The organism is Streptomyces sp. NPDC058646 (assembly GCF_042716875.1).
Taxonomy (GTDB): domain Bacteria; phylum Actinomycetota; class Actinomycetes; order Streptomycetales; family Streptomycetaceae; genus Streptomyces.
In genome coordinates this window covers 130,650-147,413 of the sequence record NZ_JBHXRK010000001.1, presented here as the reverse complement: position 1 = coordinate 147,413, position 16,764 = coordinate 130,650, and the positions used below count along the sequence as shown (strand labels likewise).

The 16,764-nt window shown below is 71.9% G+C and carries 17 protein-coding genes and 1 pseudogene; 9 read left to right on the top strand and 9 right to left on the bottom strand.

Annotated features, from left to right (window positions below; all coding sequences use genetic code 11):
* The first annotated feature begins 4 nt into the window (after window positions 1–4).
* From ACFWUZ_RS00650 to pssA, 6 genes are all read left to right on the top strand, one after another.
* Window positions 5–2,074, top strand: a complete 2,070-nt coding sequence (locus ACFWUZ_RS00650; RefSeq protein ID WP_384364756.1) for a protein meaA — start codon at window positions 5–7, stop codon at window positions 2,072–2,074.
* Window positions 2,071–3,063 carry an HpcH/HpaI aldolase/citrate lyase family protein gene (locus ACFWUZ_RS00645; protein ID WP_384364754.1) on the top strand — a complete coding sequence of 331 codons (993 nt, stop codon included), beginning with the start codon at window positions 2,071–2,073 and terminating at the stop codon, window positions 3,061–3,063. The genes ACFWUZ_RS00650 and ACFWUZ_RS00645 overlap by 4 nt, the downstream gene beginning before the upstream one ends.
* Before the next feature lie 4 nt (window positions 3,064–3,067).
* Window positions 3,068–3,580: a MaoC family dehydratase gene (locus ACFWUZ_RS00640; RefSeq protein ID WP_030010163.1), complete on the top strand. Its 513-nt coding sequence runs from the start codon at window positions 3,068–3,070 to the stop codon at window positions 3,578–3,580.
* A gap of 2 nt (window positions 3,581–3,582) precedes the next feature.
* Complete coding sequence (locus tag ACFWUZ_RS00635) at window positions 3,583–4,788, top strand: acyl-CoA dehydrogenase family protein (protein WP_384364751.1); 1,206 nt, start codon at window positions 3,583–3,585, stop codon at window positions 4,786–4,788.
* Between the two features lie 185 nt (window positions 4,789–4,973).
* Window positions 4,974–5,630, top strand: a complete 657-nt coding sequence (locus ACFWUZ_RS00630; RefSeq protein WP_031149394.1) for a phosphatidylserine decarboxylase — start codon at window positions 4,974–4,976, stop codon at window positions 5,628–5,630.
* A gap of 64 nt (window positions 5,631–5,694) precedes the next feature.
* Complete coding sequence (gene pssA, locus ACFWUZ_RS00625) at window positions 5,695–6,477, top strand: CDP-diacylglycerol--serine O-phosphatidyltransferase (protein WP_384366238.1); 783 nt, start codon at window positions 5,695–5,697, stop codon at window positions 6,475–6,477.
* A 262-nt stretch (window positions 6,478–6,739) separates the two neighbouring features.
* On the opposite strand, the gene ACFWUZ_RS00620 is transcribed toward pssA, so the two are convergent.
* The 5 genes from ACFWUZ_RS00620 to ACFWUZ_RS00600 are packed head-to-tail and all read right to left on the bottom strand — an operon-like array spanning window position 6,740 to window position 11,642.
* Window positions 6,740–8,020, bottom strand: a complete 1,281-nt coding sequence (locus ACFWUZ_RS00620) for an ABC transporter substrate-binding protein (protein ID WP_384364748.1) — start codon at window positions 8,018–8,020, stop codon at window positions 6,740–6,742.
* The gene (locus tag ACFWUZ_RS00615; RefSeq protein WP_384364745.1) at window positions 8,017–9,168 is read right to left on the bottom strand and encodes a branched-chain amino acid ABC transporter permease; all 1,152 of its coding nucleotides are present in this window, start codon (window positions 9,166–9,168) and stop codon (window positions 8,017–8,019) included. The genes ACFWUZ_RS00620 and ACFWUZ_RS00615 overlap by 4 nt, the downstream gene beginning before the upstream one ends.
* A complete protein-coding gene (locus ACFWUZ_RS00610) occupies window positions 9,161–10,051 on the bottom strand; it encodes a branched-chain amino acid ABC transporter permease (protein ID WP_384364742.1) in 891 nt (296 codons plus the stop codon). The genes ACFWUZ_RS00615 and ACFWUZ_RS00610 overlap by 8 nt, the downstream gene beginning before the upstream one ends.
* Window positions 10,048–10,839: an ABC transporter ATP-binding protein gene (locus tag ACFWUZ_RS00605; RefSeq protein WP_384366235.1), complete on the bottom strand. Its 792-nt coding sequence runs from the start codon at window positions 10,837–10,839 to the stop codon at window positions 10,048–10,050. The genes ACFWUZ_RS00610 and ACFWUZ_RS00605 overlap by 4 nt, the downstream gene beginning before the upstream one ends.
* Window positions 10,836–11,642: an ABC transporter ATP-binding protein gene (locus ACFWUZ_RS00600; RefSeq protein WP_384364739.1), complete on the bottom strand. Its 807-nt coding sequence runs from the start codon at window positions 11,640–11,642 to the stop codon at window positions 10,836–10,838. The genes ACFWUZ_RS00605 and ACFWUZ_RS00600 overlap by 4 nt, the downstream gene beginning before the upstream one ends.
* A gap of 195 nt (window positions 11,643–11,837) precedes the next feature.
* Between ACFWUZ_RS00600 and ACFWUZ_RS00595 the strand changes: the two genes are divergently transcribed.
* Genes ACFWUZ_RS00595 through ACFWUZ_RS00585 form a run of 3 tightly spaced genes read left to right on the top strand, consistent with a single transcriptional unit; the run spans window position 11,838 to window position 15,074 of the window.
* Window positions 11,838–13,028 carry a PucR family transcriptional regulator gene (locus ACFWUZ_RS00595; RefSeq protein WP_384364735.1) on the top strand — a complete coding sequence of 397 codons (1,191 nt, stop codon included), beginning with the start codon at window positions 11,838–11,840 and terminating at the stop codon, window positions 13,026–13,028.
* A gap of 55 nt (window positions 13,029–13,083) precedes the next feature.
* Window positions 13,084–14,568: an AlkA N-terminal domain-containing protein gene (locus ACFWUZ_RS00590; protein ID WP_384364732.1), complete on the top strand. Its 1,485-nt coding sequence runs from the start codon at window positions 13,084–13,086 to the stop codon at window positions 14,566–14,568.
* Between the two features lie 14 nt (window positions 14,569–14,582).
* A complete protein-coding gene (locus ACFWUZ_RS00585) occupies window positions 14,583–15,074 on the top strand; it encodes a methylated-DNA--[protein]-cysteine S-methyltransferase (protein ID WP_384364729.1) in 492 nt (163 codons plus the stop codon).
* A gap of 52 nt (window positions 15,075–15,126) precedes the next feature.
* Here ACFWUZ_RS00585 and ACFWUZ_RS00580 read toward each other — a convergent pair whose 3' ends face one another.
* The 4 genes and pseudogenes from ACFWUZ_RS00580 to ACFWUZ_RS00565 all read right to left on the bottom strand — a co-directional run bounded on the left by ACFWUZ_RS00580 (window position 15,127) and on the right by ACFWUZ_RS00565 (window position 16,701).
* Window positions 15,127–15,555, bottom strand: coding sequence for a hypothetical protein (locus tag ACFWUZ_RS00580; protein WP_384364725.1), 429 nt, complete (start codon window positions 15,553–15,555; stop codon window positions 15,127–15,129).
* A 64-nt stretch (window positions 15,556–15,619) separates the two neighbouring features.
* On the bottom strand, window positions 15,620–16,120 hold the full coding sequence (locus ACFWUZ_RS00575; protein ID WP_384364722.1) for an NUDIX domain-containing protein: 501 nt from the start codon (window positions 16,118–16,120) through the stop codon (window positions 15,620–15,622).
* Between the two features lie 9 nt (window positions 16,121–16,129).
* Window positions 16,130–16,393, bottom strand: a pseudogene (locus ACFWUZ_RS00570) (BCCT family transporter); the annotation flags it as partial.
* Entirely contained in the window at window positions 16,330–16,701 is a 372-nt protein-coding gene (locus ACFWUZ_RS00565) for a BCCT family transporter (protein ID WP_384364719.1), read from the bottom strand. The pseudogene ACFWUZ_RS00570 and the gene ACFWUZ_RS00565, both read right to left, overlap by 64 nt.
* Between the last annotated feature and the right edge of the window lie 63 nt (window positions 16,702–16,764).

Sequence of the window (16,764 nt, the reverse complement as noted above, 5' to 3'; positions counted from 1 at the left end):
TGAGATGACAGAGCGCCAGAAGGACCGTCCGTGGCTCATGCGGACGTACGCCGGCCACTCCACGGCCGAGGCGTCCAACGAGCTGTACCGCCGCAACCTCGCCAAGGGCCAGACCGGCCTGTCGGTCGCGTTCGACCTTCCGACGCAGACCGGCTACGACCCCGACCACATCCTCGCCCGCGGCGAGGTGGGCCGGGTCGGGGTCCCGGTCTCCCATCTGGGCGACATGCGGCGGCTGTTCCAGGACATACCCCTGGAGCAGATGAACACCTCGATGACGATCAACGCCACCGCCATGTGGCTGCTGGCGCTCTACCAGGTGGCCGCCGAGGAGCAGGGCGCGGACATCGCCCAGCTCCAGGGCACCACCCAGAACGACATCGTCAAGGAGTACCTCTCGCGCGGGACGCACGTCTTCCCGCCGGGACCCTCGCTCCGCCTGACGACGGACATGATCGCGTACACGGTCAACCACATCCCGAAGTGGAACCCGATCAACATCTGCAGCTACCACCTGCAGGAGGCCGGGGCCACCCCGGTCCAGGAGATCTCGTACGCGATGTCCACCGCGATCGCCGTGCTGGACTCGGTGCGCGACTCGGGGCAGGTCCCCGAGGAGCGCTTCGGCGAAGTGGTCGCCCGCATCTCCTTCTTCGTGAACGCGGGCGTCCGCTTCATCGAGGAGATGTGCAAGATGCGCGCCTTCGGCCGCATCTGGGACAAGGTCACCCGCGAGCGCTACGGCATCGAGGACGACAAGCAGCGCCGCTTCCGCTACGGCGTCCAGGTCAACTCGCTCGGCCTGACCGAGGCCCAGCCGGAGAACAACGTCCAGCGCATCGTGCTGGAGATGCTGGCCGTCACCCTCTCCAAGGACGCCCGCGCCCGCGCCGTGCAGCTGCCCGCCTGGAACGAGGCGCTGGGTCTGCCCCGGCCCTGGGACCAGCAGTGGTCGCTGCGCATCCAGCAGGTCCTCGCCCACGAGAGCGACCTGCTGGAGTACGAGGACATCTTCGCCGGGTCCCACGTGATCGAGGCCAAGGTCGACTCCCTGGTCGCCGAGTGCCTCGCCGAGATCGACCGGATCCAGGAGATGGGCGGCGCGATGGCCGCCGTCGAGTCCGGCTACCTGAAGTCCCAGCTGGTCTCCTCGCACGCCGAGCGGCGGGCCCGGATCGAGGCCGGCGAGGACAAGATCGTCGGGGTCAACTGCTTCCAGCAGACGGAGGAGAACCCGCTCACCGCCGACCTGGACGGCGCGATCATGACGGTCGACGGCGCCGTGGAGGCGCTGACCGTCGAGCGCATCACCCGGTGGCGCGCCGAGCGCGAGGAGTCCTCGGACCGCCAGGGCAACGGCGACCCGTTCGTCTTCCCCACCACCCGGCAGGCCCTGGACCGCCTCAAGGAGGCCGCGGCCGGTACCGAGAACCTGATGGAGGCCACCCTGGAGTGCGCCCGGGCGGGCGTCACCACCGGCGAGTGGGCCGGCGCCCTGCGCGAGGTGTTCGGGGAGTTCCGGGCTCCGACGGGGGTCTCCTCGGCCCCGGTGGCCGTCACCGCCGAGGAGGGCACGCCGATGGCCCTCGTCCGCCAGAAGGTCTCCCGTACGGCCGACGAGCTCGGCTCCGGGCGGCTGCGGCTGCTGGTCGGCAAGCCCGGCCTGGACGGGCACTCCAACGGCGCCGAGCAGATCGCCGTCCGGGCCCGCGACGCGGGCTTCGAGGTGGTCTACCAGGGCATCCGGCTGACACCGGAGGAGATCTCCTCGGCGGCACTGGCCGAGGACGTGCACTGCGTGGGACTGTCCATCCTGTCCGGTTCGCACTGCGCGCTCGTGCCGGACGTGCTCGAACGCCTGCGCGCGGCGGGGGCGGGTGACATACCCGTCATCGTCGGCGGCATCATTCCGAACGCGGATGCCGTCACCCTCAAGGCGGCCGGCGTCGCCGCCGTCTTCACCCCGAAGGACTTCGGCATCACGGAGATCATCGGCCGTATCGTCGACGAGATCCGCACAGCGAACAAGCTCGCCCCTCTAGAAATCCTTGCAAGCACGGAGGTCCCCGCATGACCACGCCAGTCCACCCGGTGAACCGCCTTCGCCCGCGCCGCTCCTGCCTCGCGGTGCCCGGCTCGAACCCGCGGTTCCTGGAGAAGGCCCAGGGCCTGCCGGCCGACCAGGTCTTCCTGGACCTGGAGGACGCCTGCGCGCCCCTCGCCAAGGAAGGCGCCCGCCACACCATCGTGGACGCGCTGAACAACGGCGACTGGACGGGCAAGACCCGGGTCGTGCGCGTCAACGACTGGACCACCCACTGGACCTACCGCGACGTCATCACGGTCGTCGAGGGCGCGGGCCAGAACCTCGACTGCATCATGCTGCCGAAGGTCCAGGACGCCCAGCAGATCGTGGCGCTCGACCTCCTGCTGACGCAGATCGAGAAGACCATGGGCTTCGAGGTCGGCAAGATCGGCATCGAGGCGCAGATCGAGAACGCCAAGGGCCTGGTGAACGTCGACGAGATCGCCGCCGCCTCCCCGCGGCTGGAGACGATCATCTTCGGCCCGGCCGACTTCATGGCCTCCATCAACATGAAGACCCTGGTCGTGGGCATGCAGCCGCCCGGCTACGGCGCGGACGCCTACCACTACATCCTGATGCGGATCCTGATGGCGGCCCGGACGCACAACCTCCAGGCCATCGACGGCCCCTTCCTCCAGATCCGCGACGTGGACGCCTACCGCGAGGTGGCGGGCCGGGCGGCGGCACTGGGCTTCGACGGCAAGTGGGTGCTGCACCCCGGCCAGGTCGACGCGGCCAACGAGGTCTTCTCCCCCTCGCAGGAGGACTACGACCACGCCGAGCTCATCCTCGACGCGTACGACTGGTGCACCTCCGAGGCCGGCGGCAAGAAGGGCTCCGCGATGCTCGGCGACGAGATGATCGACGAGGCCAGCCGCAAGATGGCCCTGGTCATCGCGGGCAAGGGGCGCGCGGCGGGCATGCAGCGCACCAGCAAGTTCGAACACCCCTCGATCGAGAAGACGGCGGAGGCGTAGGGCCATGCAGTTCGGACGCACGTACGAAGAGTTCGAGGTCGGGGCGGTCTACAAGCACTGGCCCGGGAAGACGGTCACCGAGTACGACGACCACCTCTTCTGTCTGCTGACCATGAACCACCACCCGCTCCACATGGACAGCAACTACGCCGAGAACACGACCGACTTCGGCAAGAACGTGGTCGTGGGCAACTACATCTACTCGCTGCTGCTCGGCATGTCCGTGCCGGACGTCTCGGGGAAGGCCATCGCCAACCTGGAGATCGAGTCCCTGCGGCACGTGGCGCCGACCTTCCACGGCGACACGATCTACGGCGAGACCACGGTCCTCGACAAGACCCCGTCGAAGTCGAAGAACGACCGCGGCATCGTCTACGTGGAGACCAAGGGCTACAAGCAGGACGGCACCCTCGTCTGCGTCTTCCGGCGCAAGGTGATGGTCCCGACCGAGACGTACATCAAGGAGCGCGGCGGCGAGCAGCCCGGCCGCCCCACGCTGAAGGAACAGGGGAAGTAGCCATGGCCCGACTCGCCCAGACCGCCGGGCTCACGGACGTCCAGCGGGAGATCCTCAAGACCGTCCGGGAGTTCGTCGACAAGGAGATCATCCCGGTCGCGACCGAGCTGGAGCACCGCGACGAGTACCCGCAGGACATCGTCGACGGCCTCAAGGAGCTCGGCCTCTTCGGCCTGATGATCCCCGAGGAGTACGGCGGCCTGGGTGAGTCGCTCCTCACCTACGCCCTGTGCGTCGAGGAGATAGCGCGGGGCTGGATGTCCGTCTCGGGCATCATCAACACGCACTTCATCGTGGCGTACATGCTCAAGCAGCACGGCACGCAGGAGCAGAAGGACCACTTCCTGCCCCGGATGGCGCTGGGCGAGGTGCGCGGCGCGTTCTCGATGTCCGAGCCGGCGCTCGGCTCGGACGTGTCGGCCATCACGTCGAAGGCGGTGAAGGACGGCGACGAGTACGTCCTGAACGGCCAGAAGATGTGGCTCACGAACGGCGGAAGCTCCACCCTGGTGGCCGTCCTCGTACGAAGTGACGAAGGACACCCCGAGGGGACCGCGCCCCACAAGTCGATGACGACCTTCCTCGTGGAGAAGGAGCCGGGCTTCGGAGAGGTCCGTCCGGGCCTCACCATCCCCGGCAAGATCGACAAGATGGGGTACAAGGGCGTCGACACGACCGAACTCATCATGGACGGACTGCGCATTCCGGCCAATCGGGTCCTGGGCGGGGAGACCGGCCGAGGGTTTTACCAAATGATGGACGGCGTCGAGGTCGGCCGCGTCAACGTGGCGGCGCGTGGCTGCGGTGTCGCTCAGCGTGCTTTCGAACTGGGTGTCTCGTATGCCCAGCAACGTCACACTTTCGGCAAGCCGATCGCCGAACATCAGGCCATCCAGTTCAAGCTGGCCGAGATGGCTACCAAGGTCGAGGCCGCCCATGCGATGATGGTCAACGCAGCACGCAAAAAGGACTCCGGGGAACGAAACGACCTCGAAGCAGGGATGGCGAAGTACCTCGCCTCCGAGTACTGCAAGGAGGTAGTGGAAGACGCCTTCCGGATCCACGGCGGCTACGGCTTCTCGAAGGAGTACGAGATCGAGCGTCTCTACCGGGAGGCTCCGATGCTGCTGATCGGTGAAGGTACCGCCGAGATCCAGAAAATGATCATCGGGCGACGCCTGCTCGAGGAGTACCGCCTCCAGGGCTGAAAGTACCCTTTGCGGCGAATCGTCCAGCGGTTCGTCGCGGAGGAGTCACTAGCGGTCACTGGCCGACGGCCATCGACTCGGCTTCTGGCTTGCCCAGTTGTTGCGCGCAACCGATAGCATTCCAGTAAAGCCGCCGTCCCGTCCCCCCGTTTGCGGCGCGGCATCACCCGCTACGAAGGTCATCCATGCCCCACAGCCAAACCTCTGCACCTCGCGTCGGCTTCCTGAACGGACGTCTCGCACGCGGAGCATCGCCGTGGCTCCTGCCGACCGTCGCCACCGCGGCGCTCAGCCTGACCCGGGCGCGCAAGTCCGGGCGCTGGGCCGCGGCGGCCGTGCCCGCCACCGCGCTCGCGGCGGGCATGCTGTGGTTCTTCCGCGACCCCGAGCGTGAGATCGCTCAGGGCCGCGTCATCTCGCCCGCCGACGGTGTGGTGCAGAGCATCATGCCGTGGAAGGACGGGCGGACCCGGGTCGCGATCTTCATGAGCCCGCTGAACGTCCACGTCAACCGCGCGCCCCTCGCGGGCACGGTGACGTCCGTGGAACACGTTCCCGGCGGGTTCGTCCCGGCGTTCAACAAGGAGAGCGAGAACAACGAGCGCGTTGTCTGGCACTTCGACACCGAGCTCGGTGACATCGAGATGGTGCAGATCGCCGGCGCCGTCGCACGCCGCATCGTCCCGTACCTGCCGGCCGGTACCAAGGTGGAGCAGGGCGAACGCATCGGTCTGATCCGCTTCGGCTCCCGCGTCGACATCTACCTCCCCGAGGGCGTCGAGGTCGCGGTCGAGGTCGGTCAGGCCACCACCGCGGGGGTGACCCGAATTGACCGTGACTGACCCCGAGACTCCTGCCGCCGGCTGGGTACCCGAGTCCGCCGGGGAGGAGTCCGCCGAGGACGACATGCCGCTCTCACTGCGGCTGTCGATAGCGGACACCCTCACTCTCGGCAACGCGACGTGCGGATTCATGGCGGTGTACTTCACCACCACCGGAATCCTCATCCCGCACCTCACCGGCAGCGGCGAGTCGGGCATGGCCCGGCACAGCGCGGCGACCGCGGTCATACTGATGCTGCTCGCGGCGGTCTTCGACCTCTTCGACGGCATCGTGGCCCGCAAGCTGCGCAGCTCACCGATGGGTGCCGAGCTGGACAACCTGTCCGACCTGATCAGCTTCGGGCTGGCTCCCGCCTACTTCGTGCTCGTCTACGGCATGGTCGCCGACGACGCGCACCAGAAGATGTCGGCGCTGGCCGCGATCGTGGTGCTGCTCGCCGTGGTGCTCAGGCTCGCCAGATTCAGCTGCGTGACGATGAAGGACGGCATGTTCCAGGGCATGCCGAGCCCCTTCGGTGCGCTGACGGTCGTCTCGATCGTGCTGCTGGAGCTGCCGTTCGTCCCGACCCTGCTGGCGATCATCGGGGTGGCCTGGCTGATGGTGAGCCGGGTCGAGTACCCCAAGCCGCGGGGTGTCCTCGCGGTGGCGATGCTCAGCTGGATCGTCGGGGCGATGGGTCTGCTGGCGGCCTGGGCGTTCGACGCCCCGGGCGGTCAGCTGCTCCTCCAGACGGGCTGTGCGCTGCAGATCGCGCTGGCCGCGACCATCCCGCTGTTCGCGACGACCCGCCGGGCGAACACCTTCCGGCACAACCGACGCGAGGCGCGCGCCACGACGCTGCGCTAGCCGTACAGGGAAGGGCCCCCGGACGCCGATGGCGTCCGGGGGCCCTTTTCGCGTCTGCGGGTACGGGTCCGCTGCCGGCGCTCCGCCCGGTTCCCGGTGCGGGTGCGCCGCCTGGACAAGCGTCCCGGCCCGGCGCGGTTTCCCGGTGCAGGTGCGCTGCCTGGGCAAACGTCCCGGCCCCGCACGGTTCCCCGGTGCAGGGCCGCCGCCTGGACAAGCGTCCCGGCCCCCGCGGCCGGGCGGTGCGGGGGCCGGGCGTCGCTCAGCCTGCCGGGGTGAAGTTCTGGGCCGCCGGGGCCACCGCGGGCTCCTTGACCACCTTCAGGCCTCCCGGGACCTGCGCGTCCGGTTTCATGATCACGCTCTGCCGGGTGGAGGGGGCCTTCGGGTCGGAGAAGTCGTGCGTGATCCCGAAGCCGCTGTCGTAGGACTTCAGGCTCAGCAGCGCCTTCCCGACGCCCGCGCGCGTGAGGTCCTTCTCCGCGCAGGCCTTCTTCAGGGCCTCCCCGTAGACCGCGGCGGCGGTGTACCCGGCCACCACACCGTTGTCGAGGCCCGCGTCCGGGTACGCCGCCTTGTAGGCCGCGGCGAGGGCCGCCGGGCCGGGGGCCGCGTCGCCGACCGGCAGGGAGGACGCGGCGACGTAGTAGTCCTTCTGCAGGGCCGCGCCCGCGGGGGTGGCGAGGAGCTGGGGGGCGAAGGCCGAGTTGTTGCCGACCACGGGGACGTTCCAGCCGCCCGCCGCCGCCACCCCGACCAGCGAGGCCGCCTGCTTGGGCCCGGCGCTGACCACCACGGCCTTGACCCCGGCCTGCTTGAGGGCCGCGACCTGGGCGGACATGTCGCTGTCGGTGGGCTTGATCTTCTGCTCCACGACGGTGAGCCCGGCTTCCTCGGCCGCGTGCTTGGCCCCGGCCAGCGCGTTCTCGCCGTAGTCCCCCTCGAAGTACACGTGTCCGATCTTGTCGCCGGAGGCGATGCGCTTCTGGTCGAGGAGGTAGCCGATGGCGTTGACCGTCTCGATGTCGTAGGTGGCCCCGATCGTCCGGATGGAGGCGCTGCCCAGCAGCGAGGCCGACCACGCCTGGGGGACGACCAGGCCCTTGTCCTGGCCGTCGACGCGGTCCTTGACCGCGGCCACGAACGGGGACCCGATGAACTGTGCGAAGCCGAGCACCTCGGGCTCCAGCTCGGTGTAGGCGGCCAGCGCCTTCTGCGGGTCGTAGCCGTGGTCGCGGACGGTCAGCTCCAGCTGCCGGCCGCAGATCCCGCCGGAGGCGTTGGCCTGCTTGATCCAGAGCTGCTGGGCCTGGGTGACGCTCTTGCCCAGGGAGGCGTAGACGCCGGTCATGTCGGTCAGGGCGCCGAGCCGGATGGCGGACGCGGAGACACCCTTGCCGGTCTTCACTCCCCCCTCGGCCTGCTTGTCCTCGCTGCCGCCGCCCGCCTTGGAGCTGCACCCGGCGGCGCCGGTGAGGACGAGCGCGGCCGCCAGGGCCGCCGTACCGAGTCGTGCTCTCTTGTGGGGGCCGGATCTCTTCACACTGGCTCCTTCGGGGTGCGTGCGGGACGGGAGGGGCGGATCCGGGCGAGGCCGCCGGGGAGGAACAGGACGACCGCGACGACGGCCGCCCCGTACAGGTAGCGGGACGCCTCGCCCGGGGCGACCCCGCCCGTACCGGGGGCGGAGACGAGCGGGAGGGCGTCGCTGTAGCGGGTGAGCAGCTGGGGCAGCAGGGAGACGAAGGCGGCGCCGATGACGGCGCCGGCGACCGTGCCGAGGCCGCCGATCACGATCATGGCGAGGTACTCCAGGGACAGGACCATGCCGAAGTAGTCCGGCACGGTCCGCTGGAAGACCAGGGCCAGCAGGACCCCGGCCAGCCCCGCGTACATGGAGGACAGGACGAAGACGGCGGCCCGGTAGCGGGCCACGGGGACGCCCATCACGCCGGCGGCGATGTTGTGGTCGCGGATGGCGTTCAGGGCGCGGCCGGGGCGCCCGCGCAGGATGCCGCGGGCGAAGAGGGCGCAGGCGACGAGGGCCGCGAGGGCCACGTACCAGAGCTTCTCGGCGGACTGGAAGGGGACGGCGGCGATCACGGTCTCGGTGTCGTCGAAGGTGATCCCGAGGAGGGAGAGGGGTTCGACGGCCCGGCCGTTGAAGCCGCCGGTGAGGGAGGTCGCGTTGAACAGGACGTGCTGGCCGATGAAGATCAGCGCGAGCGTGGCGATGCCGAGGTAGGCGCCCCTAAGCCGGCCCGCGATGGGACTGAACAGTCCCCCGGCGGCTCCCGCGAGGGCGACGGCGAGGAGGGCCGCGAGCCAGCTGGGCAGGCCGAGGCCGACCAGCTCGTGGGAGCCGGAGCGCCCGCCGCCGCCGGCCAGCGCGCAGTACCCGTAGGCCCCGACGGCGAGGAAGAAGGCGTGCCCCATGGACAGCTGTCCGGTGGCCCCGGTGAGCAGGTTGAGCCCGATGGCCCCGATCCCGGCGGCGATGGCGAAGAGCCCGGCCTGGAGCCAGAACCGGTCGAGGTAGAAGGGCAGGGCGAGCAGGACGAGGCCGGCCGCGGCCCACAGCGCGTACCGGACGCGGCCGGGGCGCGGACGGCGGAGGCCCGTGGGCGTCGGGCCGGAGGCGGCCGGGGCGGTGGCGGGGGCCGGTGCGGCCCCGGGGATCAGGTCAGACACGGGCGAGCTCCTTGGTGCCGAAGAGACCCGCGGGGCGCAGCAGCAGCACCGCGACCATGACCAGGTACGGGGCCAGGTCGCCGATGCCGCGGCCGAGGAAGGCGAGCTGGCTCTGGTACCCGGTGGCCATGGCTTCGGTGACGCCCACGATCAGGCCGCCCGCCAGGGCTCCCGTGGTGGAGTCGAGGCCGCCGAGGATCGCCGCCGGGAAGGCCTTGAGGGCGGCCAGCGAGGTGGCCCGTTCGAGACCGGGGGTGGGGAAGACGGTCAGGAAGAGCGCCGCGACGGCGGCCAGGGCTCCGGCGACCGCCCAGGCGGCGAGGGAGACCCTGCCCAGCCGTACGCCCATCAGTGCGGCGGTCTCCGGCTTCTCGGCGGCGGCGCGCATGGCCACGCCCCAGGCGGTGTACCGGAACACGAGGAGGAACGCGCCGATCATCAGGCTCGCCGCGGCGAAGGCGGCGACGCGGGTCTGCGGGAGGGTGACCGGGCCGAGGTGGACCACCGCGTCGCCCCACGGGTCGCCGAGGGCGAGGACGTCCGTACCGATGCGGCGGGTGAGGTCGGTGGTGATCAGGATGTCCACGCCGATGGTGACGATGGCGAGGACGCTGTGGTCCTGGCCCCGGTAGCGGCGCATGACCAGGAACTCCACCCCCGCCCCGACGGCGGCGGCCGAGGCGACGCCGACGGCGAGGGCGGGCCAGAAGCCGATGTCGTCGTGGAGGACGGCGGTGACGTACCCGCCGGCGAGGAGGAGGGAGGCGTGGGCGAAGTTGACGACCTCGGTGGCCTTGAAGATCACCACGAAGCCGAGGGCGATGAGCGCGTAGACGGAGCCCATGGAGAGCCCGCCGAGCAGGAGTTCGAGGAAGGTGGTCATGCGGCGGGTTCCTCCTCGCCGAGATAGGCGCGGACGACCGCGGGGTCGTTCTGCACCTGGGCGGGGGTTCCGCCGCCGATCCGTTTGCCGAAGTCGAGTACGGTCACCGCGTCCGCGAGCCGCATCACCACCCCCATGTCGTGTTCGACCAGCACGATCGATATGCCGAGGCCGTCCCGGACCCCGGCGACGACGTCGGCGGTGCGCCGCCGTTCGTCTGCGGTCATGCCGGCGACCGGTTCGTCCAGGAGCAGCAGCCGGGGCTCCATGCACAGGGCCCGGGCCAGCTCGACGAGTTTCTGCTTGCCGTACGGGAGGGAGCCCGCCGGGGCGGCGAGATCGGCCTCCAGGCCGACGAAGGCGGCGATCTCGCGGACCCGTTCGCGGTGGCGGCGGTCCTCGCGTGCGGCGGCCGGCAGCCGGAGTCCGGTGCTGAGGAAGCCGGACCGCATCAGCCGGTGGCGGCCGAGGAGCAGGCTGTCGGCGACCGTGGTGTGCGGGGGCAGGGCCAGGTTCTGGAAGGTCCGTGCGATACCGAGCGCGGCGACGGCGTGCGGGGCGAGGCCGGTGAGCTCGGTGGCGCCGAACCGGACGCTTCCGGAGGCGGCCCGGTAGACCCCGGAGAGCACGTTGAAACAGGTGGACTTGCCCGCACCGTTGGGGCCGATGACGGCGTGCACGCTGCCCGGCTCGACGGTGAGGGAGACCCCGTCGAGCGCGGTCAGCCCGGCGAAGCGGACGGTGACGTCGCGGACGGTGAGCGCCGGGACGTCCGGGGCGCGGGTCATGCGGACCACCGGTCCAGGGTGCGGGCCGTCCGGGGGCCCGGGGCGTCCTCGCCCGTGAGACCGAGGTAGCGGCGGCGGACCTCGTCGGAGGCGGCCAGTTCGGCGGCCGGGCCCTCCAGGGTGACCTCGCCGACCTCCAGGACGTACGCGTAGGAGGCCAGCCGCAGGGCGAGGGCCGCGTTCTGCTCCACGAGCAGGACCGAGGTGCCCGAGGCGTTGATCTCGGTGACGGTCTCGGCGATGGTCGCGGCCATCTTCGGCGCGAGGCCCAGCGAGGGCTCGTCCAGGAGCAGCAGCCGGGGGCGGGCCATCAGGGCCCGGCCCAGAGCCAGCATCTGCTGCTCGCCGCCGGACAGGAGCCCGGCCCGCTGCCCGGCCCGCCGGGCCAGGACCGGGAACAGCGCGTGCACGCGGGCCAGTGAGCGGGCGATGTCGGCGCGGGATCCGGCCCGGGCGCCGAGGGCTCCCGCCCGGAGGTTGTCCGCGACCGTCATCCGGGCGAACACCTGCCGCCCCTCCGGCACCTGCACCACCCCGGCGGCGACCGCACGGGCCGGGGAGAGCCCGGCGGTCCCCTCGGGGCCGGAGAAGGCCCGGCCGTCGAAGCCGATGCTCCCCCCGGTCGCGGCGCCCCGGTGGAAGGCGAGCGTCCGGGACACTGCGCGCAGCAGTGTCGTCTTCCCCGCGCCGTTCCCGCCGAGCACGACGACCACGGCGCCCTCCGGCACGTCCAGCGACACGCCGCGCAGCGCCCGTACCGGCCCGTATCCGACCGACAGCCCACGCACCTGAAGCGAGGCCACATTCCCTCCTACCGCCAGGCCCTTCCGGGCGTTGTGCTGGCGCACAGACCAGCACCGGGCGGAGCGGCCCGTCCACGGGCGGAAGCGGAATCGCTGCCGATGACCAGCCGGGACCGGGGTGGGGTTGTGCAGCGGCACAGACCTGTGGACGCGGCCCCTTACGCGGGCGGCCGGCGGGTGACATCCTCTGCGGCCATGGGCGGACGCAGGGCGCGCACGGAGGCGGAGTGGTCGGTGCTGCTGACGGCGGCCGAGGTGCTGCTGGAGCGCGTACCCGCACTGACGGAGCAGCTGATCGGCGATCTGGCGAAGCATTCGCCGCTGTTCGACCTGGCGGTGCCGCGCGACGAGCACTGGCAACAGGTCAGCGAGGCGATGCGTTACGGGATCGAGGCGTTCGCCGCGCGCCGTTCGGACCCGCGCAAGGACCTGGCGTACGCGGAGGAGCTCGGCCGGCGGCGGGCCGAACAGGGGCTGCCGCTGGACCTGTTGCTGTATGCGTACCGCCGCGCGGGGCGGCTGACCTGGGACGCCCTGCTGGACATCGTGACGGAGGAGGAGCCGGAGGCCCTGCCGGTGCTGGCCCGTACGGCCGGAGCGATGTGGGCCGGGATCGAGCAGCAGGCCGCTGCGACGGCGGAGGCCTACCGGGCGGGCGAGCTGGAGATGCGGCGGCGCAGCGACGAGCGGGTGCAGGCCCTGCTCGACGCGCTGCTGGAGGGGAACGCGGCGCCGGGCCTGGCCGCGCGGGCGGCGGCGGGCCTGGACCTGCCGGAGCAGGGGCGGTACGCGGTGGTCGTGCTGCCGGTGGACCGGCGGGACTCGGTGCACCGGGTGGCGGCGGCGGGCGGGATGCGGCTGTTCTGGCGGATGCGGGCGGAGCAGGAGCTGGCGGTGGCGGCCCTGGGGTCCTCCTCGCTGGACGAGCTGGTGGCGGAGCTGACCGACCGCTGTCCCGGCCCCGGCGGGATCAGCCCGGTGGTGGACGGGCTGGCGGAGCTGGGCCGGGCGAGACGGCTGGCGGAGACGGCGCTGGCCACGTGCGGGGCCGAGGAACGGTCCCTGGTCCGGCTGTCGCAGCGGCTCCCGACGGCGCTGGTCGTCCGCCAGCCCGAGCTGGCGGGGGAGCTGGTGCAGGAGGTCCTCGGGCCGCTGCTGGAGCTGGACCCGGCGGACCGTGCCGTGCTGCTGGAGACCCTGGACGCGTGGCTCGCCGCCGAGGGCTCGGCGGGGCGGGCGGCGACCCGCCTCTACTGCCACCGCAACACGGTCTTCAACCGGCTGCGCCGCCTGGAGCAGCTGACTGCCCGCTCGCTGTCCCGTCCGCACGACCTCATCGCCCTGACCCTGGCCGTATCGGCCCACCGGCTGGGCGGGACGGCGTAGCCTTGATGTCGGAAAACCGCCAGCCCCCGCCCCTCCGTCCCGGGATCCTGGACCCATGCACACCGACACCGAGCGCTGCGTCAGAGCCGTTCAGTCGAAGGACGCCCGCTTCGACGGCTGGTTCTTCACCGCGGTCCTGACCACCCGGATCTACTGCCGGCCCAGCTGCCCCGCGGTACCGCCCAAGGTCGAGAACATGACCTTCCTGCCCAGCGCCGCCGCCTGCCAGCAGGCCGGGTTCCGCGCCTGCAAGCGGTGCCGGCCGGACACCAGCCCGGGCTCCCCGGAGTGGAACGCGCGGGCCGACGCCGTGGCCCGGGCCATGCGACTGATCCAGGACGGGGTCGTGGACCGCGAGGGCGTGCCCGGGCTCGCCACCCGGCTCGGCTACTCGGCCCGTCAGGTCGAGCGGCAGCTCAACGCCGAACTCGGGGCCGGGCCGCTGGCCCTCGCCCGGGCCCAGCGCGCCCAGACGGCGCGGCTGCTCATCGAGACCTCCGAGCTGCCGATGGGGGACGTCGCCTTCGCCTCCGGGTTCTCCTCCATCCGGACCTTCAACGACACCGTCCGCGAGGTGTTCGCCCTCTCCCCCAGCGAGCTGCGCGACAGGGCCGCGAAGGCCGCCGGCCGGCGGGGCGCCGAGCCGCGGATCCCGGGGACGATCAGCCTGCGGCTGCCGTTCCGGACCCCGCTGAACCCGGACAACCTCTTCGGCCACCTCGCCGCGACCGCCGTGCCCGGCGTGGAGGAGTGGCGGGACGGCGCCTACCGCCGCACCCTGCGCCTGCCCTACGGCACGGGTGTCGTGGCGCTGACCCCGCAGCCCGACCACATCGGCTGCCGGCTGGCCCTCACCGACCTGCGCGACCTCACCATCGCCATCAGCCGCTGCCGCTGGATGCTCGACCTGGACGCCGACCCCGAGGCGGTCGACGAGCAGCTGCGCCGCGACCCGCTGCTGGCCCCGATCGTGGACAAGGCCCCCGGGCGCCGGGTACCGCGTACGGTCGACGCGGCGGAGTTCGCCGTACGGGCGGTCCTGGGCCAGCAGGTCTCCACGGCTGCGGCCCGGACGCACGCCGCACGGCTGGTCACCGCCCACGGGGAGCGCGTCGAGGACCCGCAGGGCGGGCTGACGCACCTCTTCCCCGCGCCGCAGGCGCTGGCCGCCCTGGACCCGGAGTCGCTGGCCCTGCCGCGCAGCCGGCGGACCACGCTGACCACGCTGGTCTCGGCCCTCGCCGACGGTTCGCTGCCGCTCGGCATCGACAGCGACTGGGAGGCGGCGCGGGCGGGGCTCTCGGCCCTGCCCGGTTTCGGTCCGTGGACCACGGAGGTGATCGCGATGCGGGCGCTCGGCGACCCGGACGCCTTCCTGGCGTCCGATCTCGGCGTCCGGCGGGCCGCGCGGGCGCTCGGGCTGCCCTCCACCCCGGCCGCACTGACCGCCCGGGCGGCCGACTGGCGGCCCTGGCGCGCCTACGCCGTCCAGTACCTGTGGGCCACCGACGCCCACCCCGTCAACCACCTGCCCGTCTGAGGAGCACACCGCTGATGAGCACCACCAGCAAGCAGTACACCGTCGTCGACAGCCCGCTCGGCCTGCTCAAGCTGGTCTCCACGGGCGGGGTCCTCAGTGCCCTGTACATGACGGACCACCGCCACCAGCCCGCCGAGGAGACCTTCGGGGAACGGGTCCCGCACGGGGTGGCCCCCTTCGCGGAGGTGGTCCTGGAGCTGAGGGCCTACTTCGCCGGGGAGCTGACGGAGTTCACCGTTCCGGTGCACCTGGAGGGCACCGCGTTCCAGCGCAGCGTGTGGGACCAGCTCCTGCGGATCCCCTACGGCGAGACCTGGTCGTACGGGCGCCTCGCGGCGGAACTCGGCAAGCCGAACGCCTCGCGCGCGGTGGGCCTGGCCAACGGGAGGAACCCGGTCAGCATCATCGTCCCCTGCCACCGCGTCATCGGTGCCTCGGGCGCGATGACGGGCTACGGCGGCGGGCTGGAGCGCAAGGTGCGGCTGCTGGAGCTGGAGAAGAAGTAGGGCCTCCGGTCCGCGGCCGGGGCCTTGCGCCGGCCGCGGGCCGTCCGGCGGTCTAGACCACGAGCAGCGGGACCAGCAGGGCGAAGGCGGCGCCGGCTTCCACCGCGTAGCTGTACAGCGACGGGTGCTGGACGGGGGCGGCGAGCAGGACCACGCTCTGCTGGGCGGCGGCCGCCTCCACCCAGTCCGGGTCGGCGCCGAGGCTGCCCTGGTACCAGCCTTCGCACGACCCGGGTCCGGTGACGGCGAGGACGTCGTCCTCCCGGCGGTAGAAGGCCTGCCAGCCGGTCGCGGGCACGGCCCAGCTCTCGAAATCGGTGAACTGGGCCCAGCCGCCCTCGCGTATCGCGGTGTCGAAGAGCCACACCGGCATCCCCTCGGGAGTGACCTCACCGCCGGCCTGCTGGTCGGTGGTGAAGTGGACCAGGGGCAGGCCTTCGGGCCCGTCGGCGGTGCTGGGCCAGGCGTACATGGTGATCATCTACTGGATTCTGTCCTGCTCGGCGTGGGCGCGGTGGGTCGGGATCCGGTACGGGCGGGGCGCCTCAGGAAGCGGCCGGGCGGCGTCCGTTCTCCAGTTCGACCGTGCCCTCGCCCGACTGCAGGACGTGATAGGCCTCCTGGGTGCGCAGGCCGAGCGTTCCGTGCAGGTAGGTGGTGAGTTCGGCGGGCTCGACCAGGAGCCAGGAGACCAGCTCCTCCTCCTGGAGCGTGACGGCGGCCAGCTGTCCGGCGTCCAGCACCCCGCCGTCGTAGAGGTACGCGACGAGCGGCGGGCGGGCCGCGTCCTGCGACCAGTCGACGGCGAGCAGCCGGCCGAGCGGCACGTCGATCCCGATCTCCTCGGCGCTCTCGCGGCGGGCGGCGGTGCGCGGCGACTCACCCAGGTCCGACTCGACGGTGCCGCCCGGCAGGGCCCAGCCCTCGCGGTAGTTGGGCTCGACGAGCAGGACCCGGCCCTCGGCGTCCCGGTAGAGGGCGGCCGCTCCGGCCAGCACCCGGGGCAGGCTCGCGATGTAGGTGGCGTAGTCATCCGTGGTGGTCACGCCGCAACCCTACCCAGGCGTCCCGGGGGTGCCGGAGCCGCCGTCCTCGCGGCTGCGCGTCCTGGACCCGGCGACGCGCCGCAGGCGCGGGTGGCGGGCCGCGCCCTGTTCGGTGAGGGCGTCGCCGACCCTGGCCCGGACGGCGTCCCCCATGCCGTGCAGGGCGTGGTGGCGGGCGGGTCCGGCCCCCGGGTCCGCGCGGAGCTCCTTCAGCAGGGCCCAGCACAGCAGCAGCATGACAACGACGAAGGGCAGCGCGACCAGGATGGTGGCGCGGGCGCGGAGTCGTCGGCGCCGAGGCGGATCCGGCCGAAGCGGCTGATCGCGAGCACGACGCACAGGACGAGGAAGACGTCCGCGGCGATCACGAACAGCCAGGCGAAGTTCTCCAGCACCCAGGCGAGCGCGGTGCCCGAAGCGGTGTCGAAGGAGTCCTTGGCAAGCGCTGCCCAGGCGACCACGGCCAGGACCGCGAGCGCGCCCACGGTGACGACGGTGCGGTCGGGAGCGCCGTCCGCCGGGCTTCGGGACCGGCCGCCCGGGGTGTCCGGGGGTGACGGTTCCCGTGAATCGGCGCTCATGCGGCCACACCATGCGGGCATATATCCCGCTTTAGGAACATGACCCGTCGGGTGTGGCCCAGG